The following is an 18,182-nucleotide window of genomic DNA, read 5'->3' as shown; positions in this document are numbered from 1 at the left end:
ACGCCGCCCCGATGGGCGGCGTTTTTTTTTGCCCTCTCCCTGGGGAGAGGGCCGGGGTGAGGGGAAACATTGAATAACCTATTTCTGGCAACCTGGGCGCCAATAAAAGGGCCTTGAAGACAGCGTCGTACGTTCGATCATCGCACCGCAACGCTCGCAAGGTTCGCCACTGCGATGGAACACCTTAAAGCTGAACAACGCGCCATGATGGCGGTTCTCATCCGCCTGCCCACGCGTCTGATAAGACAAGCGCGGTACCGCCAGCAACGCCTCCGCCAAGCGCTGCAAGGTTTCCGGCGCCAGATCCTGTGGCTTATGCTGGGGTGCCAGCTCTGCCTGCCAGAGGATCTCGGCCCGCAGGTAGTTGCCCAACCCGGCGAGAAACGCCTGATCGAGCAACATGCCGCCCAGTTGCCTGCGGCGAAATGCCGGTGACAGCAGCCGTTGCTCCACCGCGGCCACCGTTAACGTCATATCCAGTACGTCGGGGCCGATACGTTGCAAGAACGGATGCTGCTCAATTTCCTCGCGCGGCCCGACGGTAATCTCCGAGGCGCTGTACAGCAAAATCGCCCGATCCGCCGTTTCCAGCCGCACGCGCAGATCCCGTTTGGTTTCCGGCGTCTCCCCTGCTTTAACCACTTTCCACACGCCATACAACTGGTTATGGCTATACAGCGTCAGACCATTGGAAAAATGGGTCAGCAGTGCCTTACCCCGTGGTTCAATAGCGATAATACGCTCGCCGATTAACCGGTCGCGGTAATGTTTAAGCTGGGGAAAGGCAAAACCGACTTCGGTCAGCGGCTGGTCGATCACCGCCGCCGCCAGTGCATCCGCCGCCCGGCGAATTTCCGGTCCTTCCGGCATATGAAAACTCCTGAATGGACCCCGGTGCAGCAGGCCGCACCGGGGAATAACTGCGATTAATGCGTCGCGCCACCGACTACTTTCAGGTCGTGTTCAACCTGTAACGCAATAGAAATGGCCAGTTCCAGGGCGAACAATACCGTGGTCGCCGCCATACTCGGTGCGCCAGGGTGTGCGGCAGCCTGTTCAGGCAGATAAGGAATATGAATAAACCCGCCCTTGATTGCCTGCTGGCTGTTTAAACGGTGCAACAGACCGTACATCACATGGTTGCAGACGTAGGTACCGGCCGTTTGCGATACCGAGGCGGGAATACCCGCTTCGCGCATCGAGTCGACCATCGCCTTGATCGGCAGCGTGCTGAAATAGGCCGCCGGGCCGCTTTTAACGATAGGTTCGTCGATCGGTTGCTGCCCCTGATTATCGGGGATACGGGCATCATCGACGTTGATCGCCACCCGTTCGATGGTGATGTCGGTGCGCCCCCCCGCCTGGCCGATCGCCAACACCATCACCGGCTGCACTTCATCAATCGCCGCATTCAGGGCTTCCAGCGACGCGCCAAAAACACAAGGCAGTTGGCGCGCAATAATGCGCGCACCGGCCAGTTCCATATCATTGAGTTGCTTTACCACTTCCCACGAAGGATTAACGCGTTCGCCGCCAAAGGGCTCAAAGCCCGTGATCAATACCTTTTGCATGCGTTCTCCTTACAGGAACATCAGGAAATAAAGCAGGAATACGTTGACCAACAGCAGCAGCACCCCGGTCGGGATCTGTGCCTTGATCACCGCATTCTTGTCCGGCAATTCCAGCAACGCCGCCGGTACAATATTAAAGTTAGCAGCCATTGGCGTCATCAGCGTGCCGCAATAGCCGGAAAACATGCCGATGGCCGCCATCACTGCCGGATTACCGCCGTGCTGCAACACCAGGATCGGAATACCGATACCGGCGGTGACGATAGGGAAAGCCGCAAAGGCGTTACCCATAATCATGGTCAACAGCGCCATGCCGATGGCATAAACCGCCACTGCGATAAAGCGGTTATCGACCGCCAGATACTCCTGGGTCAGATGAGAAATGGCCGTACCGACACCGGCAGCGGTAAACAGCAGGCCCAGCGTGGCGAGGATTTGCGGCAGAATAAATGCCCAACCGATAGAATCCAGCAGGCGACGCGCTTCCTGAATCGGCTGTAGCGCTTTTTCGTGGGTCATTTTCACCGCGATAACCAGGCCAAGCAAACAGCCGACGGTCATCGAGAACAGGGTAATCAGGGTGGCGTGGTTGCCGCTGCCGAAGACCGCGGTTTGCAGCGCCGGAATATTATTGAACAACAGCACGCCAACCACCGTTACCACCGGGATCGCCAGCGCAGGAATAAACAGCCGGTTGCCCAGGCGTTTGGCGCTCTCTTCACGCTGCTGTGGGGTACGTTGGTGATAGCTGCCCAGACGTACGCCGCCGAAACCGGCGATCAACGCCATGATCACCACCACCACACCGACGATGATATGCAGCATGCGTTTCTCATTGCTGCCCTCACCCAGCACGTCGCCCAACAGGCTATAGGTCCAGTCACCGACCAGGAAAATCAGGCCGTACAGCGCCCAGAACAGACCCGTGGTGACGCGGCGCGGATTGGCGCGATCGCGGAAAGACATCACCGCCACGATCAACAGCACCACGCCCGCCAGCCAGTAGAGATATTGTTGTTGGAAAGTCATTGGGCATCTCCTTTGGCCTGCAGCGCCGCCTGGTTGAGCTGCGAAAGTTCGGCACTGAGCTGTTTATCCATCCGGTAAAGCCGGAATGCATGGATCAGGAAGGCAAAGATGGCGGTAGGAATGCCCCACAAGGCGATATGCAGCGGTTCGGTCTGGATGCCGCCGGATTCCAGCATAAAGTTGTGCATGAAGATGATCGCGCCGAAGGCGACAAAAATATCTTCGCCAAAGAACAACCCAACGTTATCCGTGGCGGCAGACATCGCCCGCAGGCGGTGGCGCGTACGCTCCGGCAGCTCGCCGTAACGGTTTTCCGCTGCCCCTTCGGCCATCGGTGCCAACAGTGGGCGCACCATTTGCGGATGCCCCCCCAGGCTGGTCAGCCCCATGGCAGCGGTAATTTCCCGCACGAACAGATAGACGATCAGCAAGCGGCCGGCGGTGGCACTTTTGATCTTGGCGATCCACGCCTGCGCACGCTCTTTTAGCCCGTGACGTTCCAGCAGACCTATTACTGCCAATGGCAGCAGCAGGATCAGCGGCAGATTGCGGGTATTGAGGAAGCCTTCACCCAGTTTTTCCAGGATCGTATCCAGCGGCATCAGCGCTGCCAGCCCGGTGATAATGCCGGCGGCAATCACCACCAGCACAGGGTTAAAGCGTAAAACAAATCCAACCACGATGGCGGCGATGCCAATCAGTGGCCATAAGTTAACGGCCTGTTCCATAGTATTCCCTCGGTAATTTCTAATAGTTTTTGTTGTGTTGTGTGTTGTGTATGTACTGCCTTACTGAGCGCTGACGCTGATGCCTTCCAGGGCAAAACGTTCGCGCAGCGTGCGCGCATATTCCAGCGCATGTTCACCGTCGCCGTGCAGGCAGACGGTTTCGGCCTGAACGGCGGCCCAGGTGCCGTTCAGGGTACGAACCCGATGATGACGCACCATTTCCAGCGTTTGCGCCAGTGCCAGTTCGTCGCTGGTAATCAGCGCCCCCGGCTGACCACGTGGCACCAATGTGCCATCGGCCTGGTAGCCGCGATCGGCAAACACTTCCTGCCGTGTCACCAGCCCCTGTTTTTCACCGGCGCGGATCAGCTCACTGCCCGCCAGCCCCACCAGCCGCAGCGTCGGATCAACCGCTTTAACCGCCCTGGCGATAGCCTGCGCCAGTTCCGGCTCCACAGCCGCCTGGTTATACAGCATACCGTGCGGCTTGACGTGGACCATCACCCCGCCTTCGGCACGGGCAATCGCGGCCAATGCACCCAGTTGATATACCACCTGGGCATAGACCGTTTCCGCTGGTAGCTGCATACGGGTACGGCCAAAGTTCTCGCGATCGGGAAAACTCGGGTGCGCACCAATAGCTACGCCGTACTGCAGTGCCCAACGCACCGATTGCCGCATGGCTTGCGCATCCCCGGCGTGGAAACCGCAGGCAATATTGGCCGAGCTGACCAGTTGCAGCAGCGCCTGATCGTTGGCGCAGCCCTCGCCGAGATCGGCATTTAAATCAACGATCATCTAACCCCCAGGCAATCTGTTGGATAAAGTGCTCCTGCTCGACCCTGGCGCGTTGCGCCTCGGCCAAAGTACAGGGAACAAAGTGGATGGCCTCGCCCAGGCGGATCTGCGCCAAATGGTAGAGATCGGCCTCGATCACGCAGGCAATACGCGGGTAACCGCCGGTCGTCTGTGCATCGGCCATCAGCACAATTGGTTGGCCGTTATGCGGTACCTGCACCACCCCCGGTAACAGGCCGTGCGATAACATTTCGCGGTCAGTGGTGCGGTTTAACGCATGGCTGCCGTGCAGACGATAACCCATGCGGTTACTCTGCGGGCTCAGTTGCCAGGCGGTGCGCCAGAAAGCCTCTTTCGCCTCTTCGCTGAACTCATCATATTCCGGCCCCGGCAACGCGCGGATGCGGTTGTTGAACAGCGGTTGCTTCACACCAAAACTCTGCTTTGGCAAGGAATGACTTTGCCCCAGCGGCAGGCTGTCGCCATCCCGCAGATTACGCCCTTCCAGCCCACCAAAAGCGGCTTTGTTATCGGTGCTACGCGAGCCGAGCATTTCCGCTACCGCGATGCCCCCGCTTATCGCCAGATAGGTGCGCATGCCGCGTTTTGGCGTTTTCAATATCAGCTGTTGGCCGGCATTCACCGGATAGCGCCAGCCGGTCCACAGCGGTTTGCCATCGAGTTGCGCATCGCAGCCGGCACCGGTCAGAGCGATCCAACCTGACTGAGTAAATTCGGCGCTAAATTGCCCGAGAGTGATTTCCAGCCCGGCGGCGTTGGCAGCATTGCCCACCAGCAGGTTGGCGATCCTCAGGGCAGGTTCGTCAAGCGCCCCACTCTGGCTAACGCCCAGACGACGGAAACCGTTACGGCCCAGATCCTGCACCGTAGTGTAAATGCCCGCACGCAGGATCTTCAGCATACGCCCTCCTTCTGCGGCACAAACCGCACGCTATCACCGGGGCGCAGCAAGGTTGGCGGCATTTCATAGGGATTAAACAGCGCCAAAGGAGTACGGCCAATCAACTGCCAGCCACCGGGGGTGACCAGCGGATAAATCCCGGTCTGGCTGCCGCCGATGCCAACGGAGCCTGCCGCCACCGACAAGCGCGGTTCAGCGCGGCGCGGCGTCGCCAACTTTTCCGGCATGCCGCCCATGTAAGAAAAACCGGGCTGAAAACCGAGGAAATAGACCACGTAGGCCGCCGAGGAGTGGCATTCCACAACCTGCTGCGGCGTCATGCCGGTGTGGCGTGCCACTTCATCCAGGTCGGGACCGTCCTGACCCCCGTAGATCACCGGAATATCCACCTGGCGCGATTCCGGCACCAGGATTTCCTTGCTGTCCCAGCCCTGTTGCAACAGCGTCAGCATTTGTTCTGCGTCGGCCTGCGGCGTATGCAGCAGCAACGTAAGATTGTTCATGCCCGGTATCACTTCACGCACATCGGGATGATGATTCAGTTTTTCGGCCAGCGCCCAGATCCGCTGCTGGCTCGGCAGCGTCACCGGTGGCGACAGCTCAAGCACTACCGCTCTTTCACCTAATAGGTAACATCGTGCTCGTTGCACCCTTTTCTCCTTATTATTATCGCGATGAAAACACAACAGTTATGCGCGACGACGCTCTGGCTGTCAATAGAACAACCTTTGAGAAAATAAGGGATTAGGCTATTAAAAGGATTCAGCCACGGTAAAAACCGGGCTGGATCCTGGGGGGATAATCAGGCGGGGTTGGGGATGTCAATAAAGGTCACGTCAAAGCCATGCTGTTGGGTCAGCCATTCACCGAGCGCCTTAACGCCACCGCGCTCAGTGGCATGGTGCCCGGCGGCAAAGAAGTGAATACCCATTTCGCGCGCGCTGTGGATGGTTTGCTCAGAAACTTCACCGCTGATAAAGGCATCAACGCCAAAGCGTGCGGCGCTGTCGATAAAGCCCTGACCGCCGCCGGTGCACCAGGCTACACGGCGGATATGCGCCGGTGCGTTATCGCCGCAGTGCAACACCGCACGGCCCAGACGGCTTTCGATGCGCTGTTGCAGTTCAATACCGGTCAATGGCTGCTCGAATTCGCCGTGAGGCACCAGTGGCTCCACTTCGCCAATCACCCGGATCCCGAGCAAATGTGCCAACTGCGCGTTGTTACCCAGCACCGGATGCGCGTCCAGCGGCAGATGATAAGCGTACAGGTTGATATCATTACTCAGCAGCGTTTTCAGCCGGTTGCGCTTCATGCCACGCACCGAAGGCGCTTCGTTTTTCCAGAAATAGCCGTGATGCACCACAATGGCGTCCGCCTGATGTGCCACTGCCGCATCCAGCAGTGCCTGACAGGCGGTCACGCCGGTGACGATACGCTGCACGTGCGCTCGCCCTTCCACCTGCAGGCCATTCGGCCCGTAATCCTGAAACGCGGCGGTGTTCAGTTCTGTGTTGATCAACTGTTCCAGATCGAGGTTACGCATAGAGTTCTCTCTTTAATTCAAAATGTCTGCCGGTCGCCCTGTTCCATCAGGATATATTTTACGCCCAGGCTGTTACCCTGTTCCAACTGCTGTTTGATGGTCGCACGCACGTCTTCGCCCTGCTTCAGGCTGGGCTTGATATGGCTGATCACCACCGGGAAATCTTTCAGCGAGCCTTCGCCGCCGCTGTACTGAGTCAGATTCTTCAACTCTTTTTGCAGCCACGCCGGTGTCAGGTGGCCATACAGGTTTTTATCTTCCACCTCATTGGGATAGGAGGTTTCGATAATCATCCCTTTCAACTTTTTCTGCTCAATCAACGGCCCCAGCGCACGCCAGGCGCTATCGAGATTGCGCGACTGCTCAAGTGCGTCCGCCCCGGTATCACCAAAATAGGCGAAAGAGCCGCTGCGATCGGACACCAGCAACATCGAAGAAGGGTAGCGATCATGACTGAGCGGATACATCACGCCACTCAAACCAGTCATGCCCAGAGTCACGCGCTGCTGTGGCCGTACCGTTTGCAACCGGTAAGTCCCCAGTCGCGAACCGTTGCCGGAATCAGTGAAGTTAGGCCAGGCCTTCCAGTTAAAATAATGATTACGCAGGGTCAAAATGGTATCGACCTGGGCATAGATATTCTTTTTACTGTCTTCCGGCGAACCGATAATCAGCCCGGCCACGTGGTCCAGATGACCATGGCTGATAAAGTAAGCGCCGATTAACTGGCGGAAGATATAGCCCTGCGGGGTATAAGGCGCAGCCAGTTCAGGGGTGACCTGCGGGAAACTGCCCTTTTCCAGCCCTTTGGCGATGCCCGGTAGCAGTGAGCCGGCATCCAGCGCCAGATACTGCGTCTGATTGTCGCTGCGGATCAGGTAGGAGGTCAGATTGCCGCCCCCCACGCCGCCGTCCACGCCCAGCGCCACCACGTCAAAGCCGGCCTGCGCCAGGGCGCAATAGCCGCTCAGGCACAGGGCCAGCACCTTTTTCATCATTATTTCGCTCCTTGCTGTTGCCTTAATATTCCCCGCGCTTCGCCGCTTCAAAGGCCGCCAGCGTCTCCAGCCGCGCCTGTTTGTGGTCGACGATCGGCAGCGGATAATCCAGCACACGCTGCTGTTGTTCTGCCCAGCGATAGGGTTGATGGATAGCATTGTCCGGTACATCCGCCAGCTCGGGCAACCATTTACGGATAAAAGTGCCTTGCGGATCAAAACGTTCGCCCTGAGTGGTCGGATTAAAAATGCGGAAGTACGGCGCAGCGTCGGTGCCGGTTGAGGCCGCCCACTGCCAACCGCCATTATTGGCCGCCAGATCGCCATCCAATAACTGTGACATGAAATAGCTTTCACCGGCACGCCAGTCGATCAACAAGTCTTTCACCAGAAAGCTGGCGCTGATCATGCGTAATCGGTTGTGCATCCAGCCGGTGGTATTCAATTGGCGCATGGCTGCATCGACAATCGGATAACCGGTCGCGCCCTGCTGCCAGGCCTGCAACCGTTCTTGGTTATCCTGCCAGCGTACCCTATCCGTCCATTCGATAAAGGGACGGTGCTTGCATAACGCGGGATAGGCCACCATCAAATGCCGATAAAACTCGCGCCAGATCAGCTCATTGAGCCAGCCGAAGGCACCGCTGTCATGATTTTCCAGCAGTTGCGGACATTCAGCTCGCAGGCGGTTAAAACATTGGCGCGGCGACAACACGCCATTTGCCAGATAAGGCGACAGGCTGCTGGTCCCGGCAATGGCGGGCAAATCCCGCTGCTCGAGGTAATCCTGCACCTGCTCACGGCAAAAGCTGCGTAGCCGCTGTAGCGCCGCTTCTTCCCCGGCGGGGAAATCCTCGTTCGGCTCTGCCGGCGGATAATCAAATGCCTCTGGGATAGCGGTTACCGGTAATGCGCCGCCTGCCCGTGGTTTTGGCGCAGGCAAGGATTGAATGTCGGATTCAGTCAGACGCTGGATAAAGGCTTTACGAAACGGCGTGTAGATTTTGTACATTTCGCCGCTACCGGTCTGCACGCTACCCGGCGGTAACAGCAGGCTGTCATCAAAACTCTGGCAAATCGCCTGCCCGGACAAGCGCTGTTCCAGCCGTTGGTCGCGCTGGCGCTCATTGATTTCATACTGGCGATTGTAAAACAGCCTATCCACCTGCTGCTGCGCGCAATACGCCGTCAGCCAGTCAACCGCGGCGGCAAAATCATCACACTGGTGGTAGCCAAGCGGAATGCCGCGTTCGGCAAGAGCCTGCTGCACCTGCAGCAGGTTGGCATGGATAAATGCAGCCTGACGGGGGGCCATTTCGTGCTGTCGCCATTGTTGCGGGGTGGCGATAAACACCGCCAGCACGCGGGCGTCGGGATCGCTGCAAGCGGCATGCAACGCTTTGTTGTCGGTAATACGCAGATCGTTACGCAACCAGACCAGATGCGTGGTCATAAAACTCCTTGTCAATTAATGGCCATAACGCAGGCGCAACGCCTCGGGATAGGGCTCGAAATAACGCTGATCGGCCAGATAGCGATCGGGGTATTCGGCCATGTAATGTTTGAGCAGAGTAATCGGCGCCAGCAGCGGCTGCACACCCTGCCGATAGCGGTCGATCAACTGCGCCAGTTCCTGACGCTGCGCGGAACTCAGGTGACTGCGAAAATAACCTTGTACGTGCATCAACACGTTGGTGTGGTTGCGGCGCGTCGCCTTATGCGCCAACAGTCTCATCAGACGGCTGCGGTACTCAATGGCGAACGCCTCCAGCGACTCCCATTTATCCACATCAGCCACAAAGCGCCCCAGTTCGCGGTATTCCGGCTGTGAGTGCGCCAGCAGCGACAGCTTATAACGGCTGTGGAAGGCGATCAGCCCACCACGAGTCAGCCCCTTGCGCCACAGCATGTTCAACTCATACAAGGCATAAACGCGTTCGACAAAGTTTTCCCGCAGCGTTGCGTCATTCAGGCGTCCGTCTTCTTCCACCGGCAGCCAGGGCATTTGGCGCTGCAGTTCGGCGGTGAACAACCCGACGCCGCTTTTACGCGCGCCTGCACCGCTCTCATCATACAACCGCACCCGTTCCATACCGCAGCTTGGCGAATTGGCGCAGACAATGTAGCCGCACAGATGCTGCAAAGCAGCAATACGCTGGGTGGAAAACTGCTGCATCTGGTCGGTCACATCGATACTGTCGTCGTTGCTGTAACGCAGGGCGACATGATGTTGTTTTTTGATCAACCGCAGCGCCGGGCGCGGGGTCGACAGGCCGATCGCCATTTCCGGGCAAATCGCCTCAAACCGCACATAGGGCGCCAGTTGTTCCACCGCGAAGGCCAGCCGTTTATGGCCGCCGTCAAAACGCACCTTTTCACCCAGCAGGCAGGCGCTGATCCCGACCGGAATTTTGTCACTCATCATGGGCTCCCGCAGCGTTGGATGATGTTAAAAGTGTAGAGGAATTTCCCTCTCAGGACGAACCTTACCAACACAATGACCGAACCGCGCCCATAAAAAAACCCCCGCTGTAAAGCGAGGGTTTCAGGGGACAGCGGCGGCAATCAGTAGAAATCGCAGGCCGCCAGTTCCGCCTGCTGCAGCCAGACCGGTTTATCGCTGGTTTTTGACCAGACGCGGTGCAAATAGCTGTAAAAACGAGCACGGTCACTGCGGAAAAGCATTACCGGTAAAGCCAACACACCTGCCAGGATCACTGCGCTGCGACGCAGGAGAATCCGATGCAATGAATAAGCTGGGTAGATAGACATGCGAACCTCCTTAAAAACGCCCGGCCGTTGATTTGTCTTGCAAACAGCACTGGCGTAAACCATTAAAACGGGATGATTTGGTAACTGGACAAAATTTTAGCGCAATTGATGAAAGTTTACTACTCATCCGACCACTAAACTGGTCAAAAAATCGCAATTAAATGCGTCACCACGTAATTTTGTTACACACAAGTTAATAATTAACTAACCATCGGTTACATTGTGGTTATTTACACCCTGTTTACGCAAACCTTCATCTTCACGCCCCCAAACAGGAGTCCAACTGCGCTACGCCCCCCCAAAATCGAGGCTAAAAAGCCATTTTCTGCTGCAATTTCAGCCATTTTTATACTTTTTTTACACCGGCCAGCGCTATTTTTTCATCTTCTTTCTACCGCCCTCCCTACACTCGCTCTATCAAAAACTACACCTCTGGAGGTGTCCTGTGAGTATCAGCGTTATTGGTGGTGCGCTGTTGGTCCTGCTGCTGTTGGGCTATCTGGTTTATGCCCTGTTCAATGCGGAGGATTTCTGATGGCAGCTTCAGCCTTTTTATTGATTGCCAGCTTTATGCTGGTGCTTTTGCTGCTGGCCCGACCGTTAGGCAGTTTCCTGGCGCGCCTGATCGAAGGTGAACCTTTACCCGCGCTGCGTCGGGTGGAGGCCGCCGTCTGGCGTTGCTGTGGCAATACCACCGCTGAAATGAACTGGTGGCAGTACGCGCTGGCAATCTTGTGGTTCAACCTGCTCGGCCTGGCGCTGCTGTTTGCGCTGCTGATGGCGCAAGGCTCGTTGCCGCTAAACCCGCAGGGGTTCCCCGGTCTGTCATGGGATTTGGCGTTCAATACTGCCGTCAGCTTTGTCACCAACACCAACTGGCAGGCCTACAGCGGTGAAAGCACCCTCAGCTACCTCAGCCAGATGGCCGGGCTGGCCGTGCAGAACTTCCTGTCTGCCGCTACCGGTATCGCCGTGGCCTTTGCGTTGATTCGTGCCTTCACCCGCCGTTCCAGCGCCACCATAGGTAATGCCTGGATCGACGTGTTCCGTATAACGCTGTACGTGTTGCTGCCGATCTCGCTGCTGATCGCACTGTTCTTCGTCAGCCAGGGTACGCTGCAAAACTTCCTGCCTTACCTGCATATCAGCACGCTGGAAGGCGCGCAGCAGACGCTGCCAATGGGGCCGGTTGCCTCTCAGGAAGCGATCAAGATGCTCGGCACCAACGGCGGCGGCTTCTTCGGCGTCAACTCGGCTCATCCGTTCGAAAACCCGACCGTACTGACCAACTTTGTGCAGATGTTGGCGATCTTCCTGATCCCTTGTGCGCTGTGCTTTTCCTTCGGCCAGGTGGCCGGTGAGAACCGTCAGGGTCATGCGCTGATCTGGGCGATGTCGCTGATCTTCGTGGTGGCCGTCGTAGTGGTGATGTACGCCGAGCTGGCCGGTAACCCGCATCTGAGCGAATTGGGCAGTGCCAGCAACATCAATATGGAAGGCAAGGAATCGCGCTTTGGCATTCTCGCCACCAGCATGTTCTCGGTGGTCACCACCGCAGCGTCCTGTGGGGCCGTCAACGCCATGCATGACTCCTTCACCGCGCTGGGCGGCATGGTGCCCATGTGGCTGATGCAGATTGGTGAAGTGGTGTTCGGCGGCGTCGGTTCCGGCCTGTACGGCATGCTGCTGTTCGTGCTGCTGACGGTGTTTATCGCTGGGTTGATGATCGGTCGTACCCCGGAATATCTGGGCAAAAAAATCGACGTCTATGACATGAAAATGACCGCGCTGGCGATCCTGGTCACGCCGACCCTGGTGTTGCTGGGCAGCGCACTGGCCATCTCTACCGACGTAGGCCGCGCCGGCATTCTTAACCCGGGTGCGCACGGTTTCAGCGAAGTGCTGTATGCCCTGTCCTCCGCCGCCAATAACAACGGCAGCGCCTTTGGTGGGCTGAGCGTCAACACGCCGTTCTACAACCTGCTGTTGGCCTTTGCCATGTTCGTCGGCCGCTTCGGGGTGATCCTGCCGGTGCTGGCAATTGCCGGTTCGCTGTGCGCCAAGAAACGCCAGCCTGCGGGTAACGGTACCTTGCCAACCTACGGGCCGTTGTTTATCGGCCTGCTGGTCGGCACCGTGCTGCTGGTGGGCGCATTAACCTTCGTGCCTGCGCTGGCGCTGGGACCGGTGGCTGAGCATTTGCAACTTTGGCTGACCAAATAACCGACGCATTCCCGTCGCCTTTCGAGCCGCAGCGTTGTTACCTGCACTCGCTCACCCCAGTTACTTACTCAAGTAAGCGCCTGGGGATGAGCGAGTTGGTCGCCTAGCTGCAGCTCGAAATCCATAGGGAATGAAATAGGAAGAGAGAATAAAAGATGACTCGCAAACAACGCGCGCTGTTTGAACCGGCACTGGTCCGTACCGCGCTGATCGATGCGCTGAAAAAGCTGGATCCGCGTACCCAGTGGCGTAACCCGGTGATGTTCGTGGTGTATATCGGCAGCATTCTGACCACGGCCATCTGGCTGGCGATCCTCGCCAAACAGACCGACGGCAGCGCCGCCTTTACCGGCAGCATTGCCATGTGGCTGTGGTTCACCGTGCTGTTCGCCAACTTTGCCGAAGCGCTGGCCGAAGGGCGCAGCAAAGCTCAGGCGGAAAGCCTGAGAGGCACCAAGAAAACCAGTTGGGCGAAGAAACTGGCCGGACCGCGCCGTGAGGGTGCCACCGAGAAAGTCTCCGCCGAGAGTCTACGCAAGGGGGACGTGGTGCTGGTCGAGGCCGGTGACACCATTCCCTGCGACGGCGAAGTGCTGGAAGGCGGTGCATCGGTGGATGAAAGCGCCATTACCGGTGAATCCGCACCGGTGATCCGTGAGTCCGGCGGCGACTTCTCATCGGTCACCGGCGGTACCCGCGTGCTGTCCGACTGGCTGGTGGTGCAGTGTAGCGTCAACCCGGGCGAAACCTTCCTTGATCGGATGATTGCCATGGTTGAAGGCGCCAAACGTCGCAAAACCCCGAACGAGGTGGCGCTGACCATTCTGCTGGTGGCGCTAACCCTGGTGTTCGTGCTGGCGACCGCTACGCTGTTCCCGTTCTCGCAATACAGCGTCGACGCCGCCAACGGCGGTTCGGTGGTCAGTATCACCGTATTGGTGGCCCTGCTGGTCTGCCTGATCCCTACCACCATCGGTGGTCTGCTGTCCGCCATCGGCGTGGCCGGGATGAGCCGGATGCTGGGCGCCAACGTCATTGCCACCAGTGGCCGTGCGGTGGAAGCCGCCGGTGACGTGGATGTACTGCTGCTGGATAAGACCGGCACCATCACGCTGGGTAACCGTCAGGCATCCGAATTTCTGCCGGCGCCGGGAGTGAAAGAACAGGAACTGGCCGACGCCGCGCAGCTGTCTTCGCTGGCGGATGAAACGCCGGAAGGCCGCAGCATTGTCGTACTGGCCAAACAGCGCTTTAACCTGCGCGAACGTGACCTGCAGGCGCTGAACGCCACCTTCGTTCCCTTCTCCGCCCAGACGCGCATGAGCGGCGTCAACGTGCAGGACCGCATGATCCGTAAAGGCGCAGTGGATGCCATTCGCCGTCACGTGGAGTCCAATCAGGGCCACTTCCCGCAGGCGGTAGACGACCTGGTGGCCAGCGTGGCACGCACCGGCGGCACGCCGCTGGTGGTGGCCGAAGGGCCACGGGTGCTGGGGGTGGTGGCGCTGAAGGATATCGTCAAAGGCGGCATCAAAGAACGCTTTGTCGAACTGCGCAAAATGGGCATCAAAACGGTGATGATCACCGGTGATAACCCACTGACCGCTGCCGCCATCGCCGCCGAAGCCGGGGTGGATGACTTCCTGTCGGAAGCGACCCCGGAAGCCAAGCTGGCGTTGATCCGCCAATACCAGGCTGAAGGCCGCCTGGTGGCGATGACCGGCGACGGCACCAACGACGCCCCGGCGCTGGCACAGGCCGACGTGGCGGTGGCGATGAACTCGGGTACCCAGGCCGCCAAAGAGGCGGGCAACATGGTCGATCTGGACTCCAACCCGACCAAGCTGATTGAAGTGGTGCATATCGGTAAACAGATGCTGATGACGCGCGGTTCGCTGACCACGTTCAGTATTGCCAACGACGTGGCCAAGTATTTCGCCATCATCCCGGCGGCGTTCGCGGCAACCTATCCGCAGTTGAACGCGCTGAACGTGATGCATCTGCACTCCCCCGCTTCCGCCATTATGTCGGCGGTTATTTTCAACGCCCTGGTGATCGTGTTCCTGATCCCGCTGGCGCTGAAAGGGGTGAGTTACAAGCCAATGAGCGCCGCTGCGCTGCTGCGTCGTAACCTGTGGCTTTATGGCGTGGGCGGTCTGCTGGTGCCCTTTGTCGGTATCAAGCTGATCGACCTGCTCCTGGTCGCGCTGCATATCGCCGGTTAATCATTAAGAGGAAATGAAAATGTCTTATTTACGACCTTCACTGGTGATGTTGATCCTGCTGACGTTGATTACCGGTATCGCCTACCCGCTGCTGACCACCGGGCTGTCGCAGCTGTTGTTCTCCGGCGCGGCCAACGGCTCGCTGCTGTACCAGGGCGACAAAGTGGTAGGTTCGGCGTTAATCGGCCAAAACTTTACCAAACCCGAGTATTTCTGGGGCCGCCCTTCTGCCACCGCTGATTCGACCTATAATGCCATGGCGTCTGCCGGTAGCAATCTGGCCGCCACCAACCCGGCGCTGGATAAAGCCATAGCCGAGCGTGCGGCACAGCTGCGCCAGGCTAATCCGGCGATGAAAGGCCCGATCCCGGTCGATCTGTTGACCGCGTCCGGTAGCGGTCTGGATCCGCAGATCTCTCTTGCGGCGGCACAGTATCAACTGGCGCGGGTGGCTGCGGCGCGCCAACTGGCACCGGAGCAAATCGCCAAACTGATTGATGAAAGCACCGATCAGGCCACCCCCAACTTTATGGGTGAGTCGGTGGTGAACGTGCTGAAATTGAATCTGGCACTCGACGCATTGAAATAATGCCCCGCGTGTTAAAGGATAAGTAACGGGTCCGGCGTGCCGGACCCGCTTTACGTTGCTGCAAAAAGGAACTCCGATGGTGGAAGAGGAACAACAGCGCCCCGACCCTGACAGCCTGCTGGCGCTGGCCAATGAAAAGCCCCGTGGCCGCCTGAAGGTGTTCTTCGGCGCTTGCGCCGGGGTAGGCAAAACCTACGCCATGCTGCAGGAAGCCCAGCGGCTGCGTGCCCAGGGGCTGAACGTGCTGGTCGGCGTAGTGGAAACCCATGGCCGCAGCGAAACCGCCGCGCTGCTGGGCGGGCTGGATTTGCTGGCGCAAAAGCGCATTCAGTATCGCGGCAGAATGGTGCAGGAGTTTGATCTCGACGCTGCATTGGCTCGCCACCCGGCATTGATCCTGATGGACGAGCTGGCGCACAGCAACGCCCATGGCTCGCGCCATCCGAAGCGCTGGCAGGATGTCGAAGAGCTGCTGGATGCCGGTATCGACGTGCTGACCACCGTCAACGTACAACATCTGGAAAGCCTGAACGACGTGGTCGGCGGCGTGACCGGGGTACGGGTACGTGAAACCGTGCCCGATCACGTGTTCGACGAAGCCACCGAGGTGGTGCTGGTTGACCTGCCGCCGGACGATCTGCGCCAGCGTCTGAATGAAGGCAAGGTGTATATCCCCGGTCAGGCCGAACGTGCCATCGAGCACTTTTTCCGTAAGGGCAATCTGATTGCCCTGCGCGAACTGGCATTGCGCCGCACCGCCGATCGGGTCGATGACCAGATGCGCGCCTTCCGCGACACTCAGGGGCGTGAACGCGTGTGGCATACCCGCGACAGTATCCTGCTGTGCGTCGGCCATAACAGCGGCAACGAAAAACTGGTGCGTATCGCCGCCCGTCTGGCGGCCCGGCTGGGCTGCCACTGGCACGCAGTCTATGTCGAAACGCCCAAATTGCACCGTTTACCAGAGAGCCAGCGCCGGGCAATTTTGCGAGCGCTGCGGCTGGCGCAGGAGTTGGGGGCCGAAACCGCCACCCTATCCGAACCTGATGAAGAACGCGCGGTGCTGCGTTACGCCCGTGAGCACAACCTGGGTAAAATCATTATTGGCCGTCGCAGCGAACAGCGCTGGAAACTACGCGGCAGCTTTGCCGATCGCCTCGGCAAGTTGGGTCCGGACCTCGATCTGGTGATTGTCGCGCTGGAAAACGACAGCCCCCCGCAGCCAGGCAAAGAACACGACAGCCGCAACTTTGGCGAGAAATGGCGTATGCAACTGCGTGGCTGTGCCGTCGCCGTCGCACTCTGCGCCCTGATCACTCTGCTGTCCCAGTGGCTGCTGCCGGGGTTCGACCAGGCCAATCTGGTGATGGTCTACCTGCTTGGCGTGGCCATTGTCGCGCTGTTCTTCGGCCGCTGGCCGTCGGTGCTGGCGGCGGTGATCAACGTTGCCAGTTTTGACCTGTTTTTCGTCCAGCCGGAATGGTCGTTTGCCGTCAGTGATATGCAATATCTGTTGACCTTCGGCGTGATGCTGACGGTCGGCATCACTATCGGTAACCTGACCGCCGGCGTACGTTATCAGGCGCGGGTGGCGCGCTACCGCGAACAGCGGGCTCGTCATCTGTATGAGATCTCCCGCGGGCTGAGCCAGGCGCTGACCACCGAAGACATCGCCAAAACCAGCCGCCACTTTCTCTCCAGCAGTTTCCAGGCCAAAACCGTGCTGCTGCTGCCACAGGAAGACGGCAAGCTGCAGCAAATGGTCGGGGAAACCGGCGGACTGCTGTCGGTAGATGAGGCTATTGCGCGCTGGAGTTTCGACAAGGGCATGCCGGCCGGAGCCGGTACCGATACCCTGCCCGGCGTTCCCTATCAACTGTTGCCGTTAGCCACGTCGAAACAAACCTTTGGCCTGTTGGCCATCGAGCCCAGCAACCTGCGTCAGCTGATGGTGCCGGAACAACAGCGGCTGCTACAGACTTTTGCGGTATTGATTGCCAGCGCGCTGGAACGCTTGCATTTGGCGCGCAGCGCCGAGGAAGCCAAGTTGGACGCCGAACGCGAACAACTGCGCAACTCGCTGCTGGCGGCGCTGTCCCACGATTTACGCACTCCGCTGACGGTGCTGTTCGGCCAGGCAGAAATTCTGACGCTCGATCTGGCGGCGGAAGGCTCCAACCATGCGACCCAGGCCAGTCAGATCCGCCAGCAGGTGCTGAGCACCACCCGGCTGGTGAACAACCTGCTGGATATGGCGCGTATTCAATCCGGCGGTTTCAACCTGCGCAAAGAGTGGCAATCGCTGGAAGAGATCGTCGGCGCATCGCTGCATATGCTGGAGCCGCTGATGACTCAGCATCAAATCAAGGTTGAGCTACCGGCGGAGCTGGTATTGGTTAATTGCGACGGCAGCCTGCTGGAGCGCGTGTTCACTAACCTGTTGGAAAATGCCAATAAATATGCCGGCTACGATGCTACTATCGGTATTCGTGCCCATACTCTGCCAGAGTGGCTGGAAGTCGAAGTCTGGGACGATGGGCCGGGCATTCCCGAAGGGAAAATGCAGCTTATTTTCGATAAGTTTTCTCGCGGCAATAAAGAGTCGGCGATCCCCGGCGTGGGTTTGGGGTTAGCGATTTGCCGTGCCATTATTGAAGTGCACGGTGGCCGTATCTGGGCCGAAAACGGTGCCAACGGCGGTGCCAGTTTCCGCTTTGTATTGCCGCTGGAGAAACCGCCAGAAATAGACAGCGAAGCCTTTGATCTTTAATCAAGTCCCGG

General features: G+C 58.6%; 17 protein-coding genes. 5 read left to right on the top strand and 12 right to left on the bottom strand.

The window, feature by feature from the left end; all coding sequences use genetic code 11:
* Window positions 1–78 precede the first annotated feature (78 nt).
* From nei to M2406_RS16965, 12 genes are all read right to left on the bottom strand, one after another.
* Window positions 79–870, bottom strand: a complete 792-nt coding sequence (gene nei, locus M2406_RS17020) for an endonuclease VIII (protein WP_259190748.1) — start codon at window positions 868–870, stop codon at window positions 79–81.
* A 56-nt stretch (window positions 871–926) separates the two neighbouring features.
* A complete protein-coding gene (gene pcp, locus M2406_RS17015) occupies window positions 927–1,571 on the bottom strand; it encodes a pyroglutamyl-peptidase I (RefSeq protein ID WP_115183049.1) in 645 nt (214 codons plus the stop codon).
* A 9-nt stretch (window positions 1,572–1,580) separates the two neighbouring features.
* Window positions 1,581–2,600: a DUF979 domain-containing protein gene (locus M2406_RS17010; RefSeq protein WP_112364347.1), complete on the bottom strand. Its 1,020-nt coding sequence runs from the start codon at window positions 2,598–2,600 to the stop codon at window positions 1,581–1,583.
* Entirely contained in the window at window positions 2,597–3,328 is a 732-nt protein-coding gene (locus tag M2406_RS17005) for a DUF969 domain-containing protein (protein ID WP_012005694.1), read from the bottom strand. Before M2406_RS17005 ends, M2406_RS17010 begins: the two co-directional genes overlap by 4 nt.
* Window positions 3,329–3,388: 60 nt before the next feature.
* Window positions 3,389–4,126: a 5-oxoprolinase subunit PxpA gene (gene pxpA / locus M2406_RS17000; RefSeq protein WP_115183050.1), complete on the bottom strand. Its 738-nt coding sequence runs from the start codon at window positions 4,124–4,126 to the stop codon at window positions 3,389–3,391.
* On the bottom strand, window positions 4,116–5,048 hold the full coding sequence (gene pxpC / locus M2406_RS16995) for a 5-oxoprolinase subunit PxpC (RefSeq protein ID WP_012005692.1): 933 nt from the start codon (window positions 5,046–5,048) through the stop codon (window positions 4,116–4,118). The genes pxpA and pxpC overlap by 11 nt, the downstream gene beginning before the upstream one ends.
* Window positions 5,042–5,698: a 5-oxoprolinase subunit PxpB gene (gene pxpB, locus M2406_RS16990; protein ID WP_012005691.1), complete on the bottom strand. Its 657-nt coding sequence runs from the start codon at window positions 5,696–5,698 to the stop codon at window positions 5,042–5,044. The genes pxpC and pxpB overlap by 7 nt, the downstream gene beginning before the upstream one ends.
* Before the next feature lie 152 nt (window positions 5,699–5,850).
* Window positions 5,851–6,594: a type 2 GTP cyclohydrolase I gene (locus M2406_RS16985; RefSeq protein ID WP_012005690.1), complete on the bottom strand. Its 744-nt coding sequence runs from the start codon at window positions 6,592–6,594 to the stop codon at window positions 5,851–5,853.
* 17 nt (window positions 6,595–6,611) lie between these two features.
* On the bottom strand, window positions 6,612–7,592 hold the full coding sequence (locus tag M2406_RS16980) for an MBL fold metallo-hydrolase (RefSeq protein WP_012005689.1): 981 nt from the start codon (window positions 7,590–7,592) through the stop codon (window positions 6,612–6,614).
* 22 nt (window positions 7,593–7,614) lie between these two features.
* Entirely contained in the window at window positions 7,615–9,045 is a 1,431-nt protein-coding gene (phrB, locus tag M2406_RS16975) for a deoxyribodipyrimidine photo-lyase (protein WP_259190740.1), read from the bottom strand.
* Window positions 9,046–9,060: 15 nt separating this feature from the next.
* The gene (locus M2406_RS16970) at window positions 9,061–10,014 is read right to left on the bottom strand and encodes a 2-thiouracil desulfurase family protein (protein WP_017891936.1); all 954 of its coding nucleotides are present in this window, start codon (window positions 10,012–10,014) and stop codon (window positions 9,061–9,063) included.
* Window positions 10,015–10,157: 143 nt separating this feature from the next.
* Window positions 10,158–10,364 (bottom strand): YbfA family protein, encoded by a 207-nt coding sequence (locus M2406_RS16965; protein ID WP_012005686.1) that lies wholly within the window; start codon window positions 10,362–10,364, stop codon window positions 10,158–10,160.
* Between the two features lie 445 nt (window positions 10,365–10,809).
* Between M2406_RS16965 and M2406_RS16960 the strand changes: the two genes are divergently transcribed.
* The 5 genes from M2406_RS16960 to kdpD all read left to right on the top strand — a co-directional run bounded on the left by M2406_RS16960 (window position 10,810) and on the right by kdpD (window position 18,171).
* Window positions 10,810–10,899, top strand: coding sequence for a K(+)-transporting ATPase subunit F (locus M2406_RS16960; RefSeq protein WP_004949718.1), 90 nt, complete (start codon window positions 10,810–10,812; stop codon window positions 10,897–10,899).
* Window positions 10,899–12,587, top strand: a complete 1,689-nt coding sequence (kdpA, locus tag M2406_RS16955; RefSeq protein WP_259190736.1) for a potassium-transporting ATPase subunit KdpA — start codon at window positions 10,899–10,901, stop codon at window positions 12,585–12,587. Before M2406_RS16960 ends, kdpA begins: the two co-directional genes overlap by 1 nt.
* Window positions 12,588–12,742: 155 nt before the next feature.
* Window positions 12,743–14,812: a potassium-transporting ATPase subunit KdpB gene (gene kdpB / locus M2406_RS16950; RefSeq protein WP_012005684.1), complete on the top strand. Its 2,070-nt coding sequence runs from the start codon at window positions 12,743–12,745 to the stop codon at window positions 14,810–14,812.
* Between the two features lie 19 nt (window positions 14,813–14,831).
* Window positions 14,832–15,401 (top strand): potassium-transporting ATPase subunit KdpC, encoded by a 570-nt coding sequence (gene kdpC, locus M2406_RS16945; RefSeq protein WP_259190734.1) that lies wholly within the window; start codon window positions 14,832–14,834, stop codon window positions 15,399–15,401.
* Window positions 15,402–15,477: 76 nt separating this feature from the next.
* Window positions 15,478–18,171, top strand: a complete 2,694-nt coding sequence (gene kdpD / locus M2406_RS16940; protein ID WP_012005682.1) for a two-component system sensor histidine kinase KdpD — start codon at window positions 15,478–15,480, stop codon at window positions 18,169–18,171.
* Window positions 18,172–18,182 lie beyond the last annotated feature (11 nt).

The organism is Serratia sp. BIGb0163, assembly GCF_024809935.1.
GTDB lineage: Bacteria > Pseudomonadota > Gammaproteobacteria > Enterobacterales > Enterobacteriaceae > Serratia > Serratia quinivorans.
The sequence above is the reverse complement of the archived record's forward strand: the minus strand, read 5'-3'. Positions and strand labels throughout refer to the sequence as shown.